The sequence below is a fragment of the Desulfonatronum zhilinae genome, assembly GCF_900182865.1.
In the GTDB taxonomy this organism is placed as follows: Bacteria; Desulfobacterota; Desulfovibrionia; order Desulfovibrionales; family Desulfonatronaceae; genus Desulfonatronum; species Desulfonatronum lacustre.
Genome location: NZ_FXUJ01000031.1, coordinates 20,560 through 28,364 on the forward strand (window position 1 = coordinate 20,560; position 7,805 = coordinate 28,364).

Below are 7,805 nucleotides of genomic sequence, written 5' to 3' on the forward strand. Positions count from 1 at the left end.
TCCACCAGATGAGTCGGCATCCCCCAGAGCGTACGTTTACAAATCATGACCATCCACTCCAACCACTGCCATGACCAATCATGAGCCAAGCCACGGAAAAACTGCTGCACATCATCCGCTCCGGGGATAAACACGAATCCTCGACAGCTCAGGCCTCCCCCACGGCCAAGGTTTCACGTTTCAGGATACCCAGACCCTGGACGACCAAAAGCCGACGCCTGGGGGTGGACATCGCGCCGCGAGGGCTGCGTCTGATGCTGGTCGCGGACACTGAAGCCGCCCCGAAAATCCTTGGCTTTCGAGACATAGCCTATCCTGAGGGAGCCAATCCGGGCAGCGCCGGTTTTCCGGCCTTTCTGCGCCGTGAAGTCAAGTCTCTCTGCGGACGTACAGATGATTTGAAAATTTGGAGCCATGTCTTCTCGTTTCGGACCCAACTGCAACATATCCTCGTTCCCAAGGTGCCGCCCTGGGAATTGTACGATCTCGTGTACTGGCGGGTAAAACGGGACAATCCCTTCGACGACAAAGAATTTCTTCTGGATTTCAAGGTCCAGGGCCAGATCATGGATAAGGGGGCGGTAAAGCACAGCGTGATCTGCTGCGTGGCGCCCCGCAAAGAGCTTGCCCTGACCCGATCCTGGTTCGTGGAGGCGGGCCTGCCTCTTGCCGGCCTGACCCCGGCGCCCCTGGCTCTGCAAGCCATGTTTCGCCACCCCTTTCTCCATGTCGACGCGCCGTATTTCGCTACCCTGCAAGTGGAACAGGACTGGTCGCGCATCGACATCTTCGCCGATGGCAATCTGGTCATGAGCCGTTTGGTCAAGACCGGATTGAGCAGCATGGCCGATACCCTGGTTCAGCACTGCAACGAACGTCTGGCCGGTCGCCGGGAGGAAGCACGTCAGGGGCGGGCGGACGCGGCGCGGGGCATGGTTGAACTGGACGTTTCCATCAAGGACGACGAGGACGCCGAAGTCGAGGCGATGGCGGCGTCCCTGGTTCAAGACGACGAGGTACAAACCGGAACCGCCCTGCCCCGGCTTTCGTCCGTTGATATCCCCGAAGATGTCCGAAAGCCCCCGGCAACCGAACATGTCGGCGAACCGCTGGACATGGACCGGGCCATGAACATGCTGATTCAGACCCTGGCCAACGGCAGGGACGTCTCGTCCATACCCTGGGAAGCCATTTCCGACGACCAGATTTTCGAGATGATCGCGCCGGTCTGCGAACGTCTGGCCAAGCAGGTGGAGCGGACGTTCGCCTACAACACGCGCGAGCAGAATCAGGAGCGCACGGAACTGCTGCTGATATCCGGGGATTTGGCCGTAAACGTTCGCATGCGCGAGGTGTTTTGGGGCATTCTCGGAGTGCCCACCCAGGCCCTGGATCCCCTCGACCCGGAACAGCAGCCCAAATGGGGGCCGACAACGCCTCCGACGCAACTGGACCGCATCCAACACAATCTGGCCCTGGCTCTGGCCCTTTGTACGCCCGGCAACTGCCTGAACCTGCAGGCGACCTTTCATCAGCACGAGGAAGCCCGTTCCGTCACCAGGGTGAACATGGCCATGTTCGTCACGACCATCATCCTGCTGTTGGCTCTGAGCACGGTCTACATGTTTCAGGGGAAGGACATCGCGGCCAAGCAAGAAACCCTGGCCGGCCTGGACCGGGAACTCACGGAATTCACGCCCCGGCTTGGTGAAGACATGCTCATGCGGTCCGCGAACGAGATCCGGGAGCAGCAGGAGGAGCTGCGCAGCCTGAGCGCGCGTTTGCAGACCCTGGCCATGCTGCGGGAGGTGGCGGCCCTGACGCCGGAGCATATCCGCCTGTTCAATGTCCGGGTCGACGGGGGAGCGCGGCGGCAAGCCGATGCCCGCGCCCGGTCTTCCGAGCCCGTGGCGGGAGGCAAGGCCCTGGTCATGGACGGGATGATCGTCGGCGATCCCATGGGGTTTGAAACCGCATTGGCCGGATACATCATCGCCTTGCAGCGCTCGCCGCTGTTCGAACCGCCGCAGGTCCACGACAAACGTCTGGAAAGCGGGAATCACGGCGAGGAGCGGATGCGCTTCGTTTTGCATCTGCCCATGCACGCAAGACCAAACTCATCGTCCCGGCTTGACGCCGTAGCGTCAAGGGAATGACACAATGCCCTCCTTTGCCGCGCTGAAATCCATGAAGACGGCCTTTCGGCCTTCACGCAACAATATCCCCTGGCTTATTCTGTGCCTGGGCGTCCTTGGCATTTTCCTGTTCGTTTTCGTCCTGCCGCACGGCATGGAAAGCGAGAGGCTGTCCCGCGGGATCGCCCAGCGCCAGGACGAGATCCGGACGCAGCAGGCTTTGCGCCCCGTGCAGGCAGAACTCCAGGCCATCCTGGACGAACCTCTGCCCGGAAGGCTCCACGCGGATATGTTGACGGGCGAAACCGTTCTCGAACTGGAGGAAGCCGCGCCGCGCATCAGGGTCATGGCCGAGGAAGCCTCCCTGGACGTCCGCTTCATCCGACCCGACGCTTCGGCTCTGGCCAGGGACGGCGTCCTGCTGGTGGATTGCTCCCTGTCCGGGGAGATGTTTCGGTTGTGGGAGTTTTTGCTTGCCCTGGGCGGCAATCCCTGGCTGCTGGACGTCCGGGACCTGGAAATTTCCAGCGGTCGGACCGGCGAGGAAATCAGAATGCGCTTGCTTGTCGCCATGGATAAAGGATGACGGAGACGTGATGGCCCTGCGTGAAAAAATTCTGGTCGGCCTGATGCTTGCGGCAATGCTGTACGGCGGATACGTCTTCCTGGATTCCAGACGGACCAGCGCCCCCGCGCCCATGGTCCAGGAAGCCTCCCCGGCCGACGCCGTTGCCCAAAGCGCCCTGGATATCGCATCCCGCTCCCGACTGGACAGCCTGGAATGGTACATCCTGGAAACCGCGCTGGATTCCAGGGGGCGAAATCCCTTCCAGCGGCTTGAGGACGTGGTCCTGGAACAGGAGCCCGCCCCGCAACGCGGGGAGGAATCATTTCCCGAGTTCATTTATCAAGGGTTCGTCAACATTGCCGGGCAGGATCTTTTCGTGGTGATCAACGGACGGGAATACCAGACCGGCGACCAGTTGGACAAACTAGGCTACTACTTGGCCGAAACCCACGAGGACGCCGTGGTCATCCAACGCCGCACACCCTCCGGCGCGGTGACCGGAACGTTGGTGGTGGACCTGGAAGGCGCGAGTTGGTAATCAATTGTGGATAATTCATCCGAAACGGTACAAAGGCTTTATGACGCATACTGACCGCACCCAAGCCAATATCCTTGCTTTTTTTCCAGGGTTTTTGGCGGCCCTCTTGACGCTGGTCTTGCTCTGGGGCTGCGCTTCCACCTCCAAGGAAGACCCCATGGATCACTGGCGGGAACTCAGCGAACAGGCTCTGGCCCACACCCCCACGGACCGCCCCTTGGAACCGCGTTTCGAGATTCCGGAAGCTTCCTTGATTTTGGACCCGGAACCCGAAACCTCCCCGGACACCCCTTTTCCCCAACAGCGCGTCTCCCTGCGCATGCAGGAAGCGCCCATGGCCACCCTGCTCATGGCCCTGGCCCGGGCCGCCCAGGTGAACATGGTCCTTTCCCCCAGCGTCCGGGCCATGCAGGGCGTCAGCGTGATTATCGACGACGTTCCATGGGAAACCGCCTTCCGCAACATGGCGGACGCCCACGGGCTGGTGTACGTGTGGAACGGAGCCATCCTGCAAGTCCGCACCGTGGACGACGTCAAGCAGGACATGGAGCGGGAGCGCGTGGCCCAGGACTTCACCAAGTTGCGGGCTGAGGCGATGCATTCCGGGCCGCTGGTCACCAGCGTGATCAAGCTGCGTTACCTGAATATCGGCCAGGAGCCCTCAGCCGGAACGGACGGACGCACTGGAACGTCCGAAACGCCCCGAACATCCGGCAACGACTTGACCGGCATGATCACCAAATTGCTTGGGAGCAACGGAGGCGAGGGCGCGCAAGGCGTCGTCGTCCCCCACCCGGAAACCAACTCTCTGGTGCTCCAGGCCCCCCGCAACGTCACGAACAAGGTTTTCGCCTTGCTGGAGCATCTGGATCGCCCGCGACCCCAGATTCTGATCCAGGCCCACATCGTGGAGACCACCAAGGACACGGCTCGGGACCTCGGCTTTCAGTGGGGCGGACGACGTGCGGGATTCGCCGGCGATCAACCCTGGATGGTGGCGCCCGGCGTCGGAGGTCCGGCAGGAGGATGGCCCGCCGGGGAACTGCCTCCCCCATTCTTCGATCAAGGCCAGGGCAGCGGCGGCATGGCCGGGAACTTCCCCGCCGACTTGACCTCCACGCTCACCGGATTGACCTTGGGATTCATCACCGGCAGCCCCAACTACCTTGAAGTTCAGCTTTCCGCCCTGCAACAGGACGGCAAGCTGAACATCCTGTCCTCGCCCTCCATCACCACCATGAACAACCTGATGGCCTTTACGGAGAACGGCGAGAAAGTGCCCTACGTGTCCAGGGACAAGGACGGCAACAGAGAGGTGAAATTCGAGGACGCCGTCCTGCGCCTGGAAATCACTCCCCATGTGGTGGACACCGAGCACCTGCGGCTGGACATCAGGGTTAAGAAGGACGAAGTGGATTTAACCAGACAGGTGGAAGGCAACCCATTCATCATCAAGAAGGAAACCCAGACCTCGCTCGTGGTGGGAAATGAAGAAACCGTGGTCATTTCAGGCCTGACCAAGGAATTGACCAGCCGCCGCCTGGACGGCGTGCCCTGGCTCAAGGATCTGCCCGGGCTGGGGGCGCTGTTCCGGCGCGACGCTTCCAGGCTGGACATGGAAGAAGTCCTCATCTTCATCACCCCGACCATCATCCCGCAGCGGTCGATTCCCCTGTCTCAAAACACCGCCCCACGGCCTTTCTTTCAATGAACGGTGTGATGCCGAGAATATCAAAGCCGAAAATGAACATCTTTATGAACATATTTCCCGCGGTCAAATTGACACCAGACAATACTTTTTGGACGACCTAAAACCCAACCATCCAATGGCCAGAGAACGCAAACGCCTCGGCGACATGCTGGTGGACGCCGGTCTGATCGACGCGACCCAGCTCAAGGAAGCCCTGCTGGAGCAGAAGAAAGCCGGGGTCAAGCTCGGGGAGTATCTGATCAACCGGGGGGTGGTCCGGGAACAGCAGATTTACGACGTCATCAGTCGTCAGCTGAACATTGAGAAATTCCTGCCCGAGAAGTTCCCCGTCGACACCCATCTGGCCGCCCTGATTCCCCAGGACTTCGCCCGTCGCAACAAGGTCGCCCCGTTGGCCCGACGAGGCAACCTGCTCAACGTGGCCATGCCGGATCCCTTGGATCTGAACACGTTGGACGACCTGGAAATCCTGACCAACATGGAAGTGGAGCCGGTCATCTGCACCCAGCGGGAGCTGACCGACCTGATCTACAGCATCTACGGCTCCTCAACCCAGATGGGCGACGCCTTGCGGGATCTGGACGACGAGGCGATTTTCGAGGATACGGAGACCACGGAAGCCGTATCCCTGTCTTCCCTGCAGGACATGGCCGAAGAGGCTCCGATCATCCGTCTGGTGAACTCCATTCTGGCCCAGGCCGTTCGGGAGAACGCCAGCGACATCCATATCAGCCCGGAAAAGACCATCGTCCACCTGCGGTTTCGAGTGGACGGCAAGCTGCGGGAGGTCCCGGCCCCGCCCAGAAACGTGTTCCTGCCCATTGTCTCCAGAATCAAAATCATCTCCGGCATGGACATTTCCGTCTCCCGCATGCCCCAGGACGGTCGATTCTCCTTCACTCTGGACAACCGGGAAATCCATGTCCGGGTCTCTTCCCTGCCCACCATTCACGGGGAAAACCTGGTACTGCGCCTGTTGCACCGCAGCGGACAGATCATGACCCTGGACGACCTGGGTATGATCGAGGAGGATCGGAACAAGCTGCTGGAGGCCATCACCCGGCCCTACGGCATGCTCCTGGCCACCGGCCCCACGGGCAGCGGTAAAAGCTCCTCCCTCTACGCCCTGCTCAAACAGATGAACCAGCCGGACGTGAACATCATCACCCTGGAAGATCCGGTGGAGTACCGGGTGGAGAAAATCCGCCAAGTCCAGCTCAACCGCCGGGCCGGAATGACCTTTGCCTCCGGCTTGCGCTCCATCCTGCGCCAGGATCCCGACGTGATCATGGTCGGCGAAATCCGGGACGCCGAAACCGCCGAAATCGCCGTGCAGGCCGCCCTGACCGGGCACAAGCTGCTCTCCACCCTGCACACCAACAATGCCGCCGGGGCCGTGACCAGACTGATGGAAATGGATGTCGAACCTTTTCTGGTGGCCTCCACCCTGCTGGTGGTGATCGCCCAGCGCTTGGTGCGCAAGATCTGCCACTTTTGCAAGGAAGCCTACAGCCCGCCCAAGCCGATCCTGGAGGCCTTGGGCCTGGCCCGGACCCAAAAGATCACCTTTTTCCGCGGCCAGGGCTGCTCTCGCTGCAACCAGGTCGGCTACCAGGGCCGCACCGGAGTCTTCGAGGTGCTCACCGTGGACGACGAGGTTCAGGAAATGATCCTCCAACGGGCCTCGGCCCGGGACATCTTCCGTTCCCAAGTCAAATCCGGCAAACTCCGCCCCCTGGTCCGCGACGCCGCGGTCAAGGTGGCCAAAGGCATCACCACGGCCGAGGAGGCCGCTTCCAACGTGCTGGGGTGAACGGGTGGACGCGAAGCGGCTTGCGCATCCTGAAGCATTGACGGAACGAGCCGAACGAAGATAGGCAAAAAGAATCGGTAACTATTCAGCATAGAGTAATGCCGTTGTCGGGGTCGGAGCAAGGGCGGATACAAAATGTGCTGAGTAGATACAAGAATCGGCGCATAAAGAGGAGGATTGTCCGCACATGAACAGACAAATAGAAATCGACTGTCCTCAGGAACTCTTGCTTGGACTCCACTTGGATATTGATCAGTTCGCCAACCTGATCAAAACCGAGACAGCGATCGCCCTTTTTCGCGAAGGAAGACTGTCCTCAGGCATGGCGGCCCGCTGGCTGGGCATTCCTAGGAGTCATTTCTTGATCAAAGCCATGCAAGACGGATCGGCAAGCATGCTTAAAGATAACGAAGCGGATTTTTCCAGGGAAGTGTCGCTGCTGTGATCGTTTTTTCCAACACGACTCCGTTTATTGCGCTTTCTTGCATCAACAGTCTGGATTTTTTGCCGAAAATTTTTGAAAAAGTGCATGTCGCGCAATCAGTCGTTGATGAATGCGCCCAAGGAGGACCCATCTTCGTTCCACCTCTTGCGGACCTTCCGTGGATCATCCCTGTTGCCGATTTGCGAAACTCAACCATTTCAATGCTTTTTGAGCTTGATCGTGGCGAGAAGCAAACAATACTGCTTGCTCGACAATTCAATGCTGACAAAGTCCTTATTGATGAACGAATCGGCAGGAATACGGCGGAATATCTCGGACTCAGCGTAACGGGAACATTGGGCGTTCTGGCGAAAGCCAGGAGCATGGGACTTATCAATTCCTTCCGTGACGCCGCATTGCTTATGCAAGGCAAAGGAATCCACTATAATGCCTCTCTGGTTACTCGCATTGCCCGTCACCTGGGGGAATAGCGAGTCGGCTCCGATCCTCTACAGATCATTTTTGGTTCTTCGACGTTTGATGTGGAATTCATGATGTTATTAATATCTGAATCGGAGCCGCGATTAGGTAGACTATCATGATGAAATTCTCCACG

The 7,805-nt window shown here is 59.5% G+C and carries 7 protein-coding genes; all 7 read left to right on the plus strand.

The genetic code is table 11. The features are described 5' to 3' along the window. The first annotated feature begins 80 nt into the window (after positions 1-80). The 7 genes from AC559A_RS17205 to AC559A_RS17235 all read left to right on the plus strand — a co-directional run bounded on the left by AC559A_RS17205 (position 81) and on the right by AC559A_RS17235 (position 7,680). Positions 81-2,156, plus strand: coding sequence for a hypothetical protein (locus AC559A_RS17205; RefSeq protein WP_498818931.1), 2,076 nt, complete (start codon positions 81-83; stop codon positions 2,154-2,156). Positions 2,157-2,160: 4 nt separating this feature from the next. Then, on the plus strand, positions 2,161-2,721 hold the full coding sequence (locus AC559A_RS17210; RefSeq protein WP_498818932.1) for a hypothetical protein: 561 nt from the start codon (positions 2,161-2,163) through the stop codon (positions 2,719-2,721). Between the two features lie 10 nt (positions 2,722-2,731). Next, entirely contained in the window at positions 2,732-3,241 is a 510-nt protein-coding gene (locus tag AC559A_RS17215) for a hypothetical protein (protein ID WP_498818933.1), read from the plus strand. Positions 3,242-3,281: 40 nt separating this feature from the next. Further along, a complete protein-coding gene (locus tag AC559A_RS17220; RefSeq protein ID WP_498818934.1) occupies positions 3,282-4,952 on the plus strand; it encodes a secretin GspD/PilQ domain-containing protein in 1,671 nt (556 codons plus the stop codon). Positions 4,953-5,067: 115 nt separating this feature from the next. Continuing rightward, positions 5,068-6,765, plus strand: coding sequence for a GspE/PulE family protein (locus AC559A_RS17225; RefSeq protein ID WP_498818935.1), 1,698 nt, complete (start codon positions 5,068-5,070; stop codon positions 6,763-6,765). Between the two features lie 187 nt (positions 6,766-6,952). Continuing rightward, the gene (locus AC559A_RS17230) at positions 6,953-7,210 is read left to right on the plus strand and encodes a UPF0175 family protein (RefSeq protein ID WP_498818936.1); all 258 of its coding nucleotides are present in this window, start codon (positions 6,953-6,955) and stop codon (positions 7,208-7,210) included. Next, complete coding sequence (locus AC559A_RS17235) at positions 7,207-7,680, plus strand: PIN domain-containing protein (protein WP_498818937.1); 474 nt, start codon at positions 7,207-7,209, stop codon at positions 7,678-7,680. The genes AC559A_RS17230 and AC559A_RS17235 overlap by 4 nt, the downstream gene beginning before the upstream one ends. Positions 7,681-7,805: the final 125 nt, after the last annotated feature.

Bases quoted from the DNA above. Each gene is read 5' to 3' on its own strand.
- AC559A_RS17205 (WP_498818931.1), top strand. From the start codon at position 81: ATGAGCCAAGCCACGGAAAAACTGCTGCACATCATCCGCTCCGGGGAT.
- AC559A_RS17210 (WP_498818932.1), top strand. From the start codon at position 2,161: ATGCCCTCCTTTGCCGCGCTGAAATCCATGAAGACGGCCTTTCGGCCT.
- AC559A_RS17215 (WP_498818933.1), top strand. From the start codon at position 2,732: ATGGCCCTGCGTGAAAAAATTCTGGTCGGCCTGATGCTTGCGGCAATG.
- AC559A_RS17220 (WP_498818934.1), top strand. From the start codon at position 3,282: ATGACGCATACTGACCGCACCCAAGCCAATATCCTTGCTTTTTTTCCA.
- AC559A_RS17225 (WP_498818935.1), top strand. From the start codon at position 5,068: ATGGCCAGAGAACGCAAACGCCTCGGCGACATGCTGGTGGACGCCGGT.
- AC559A_RS17230 (WP_498818936.1), top strand. From the start codon at position 6,953: ATGAACAGACAAATAGAAATCGACTGTCCTCAGGAACTCTTGCTTGGA.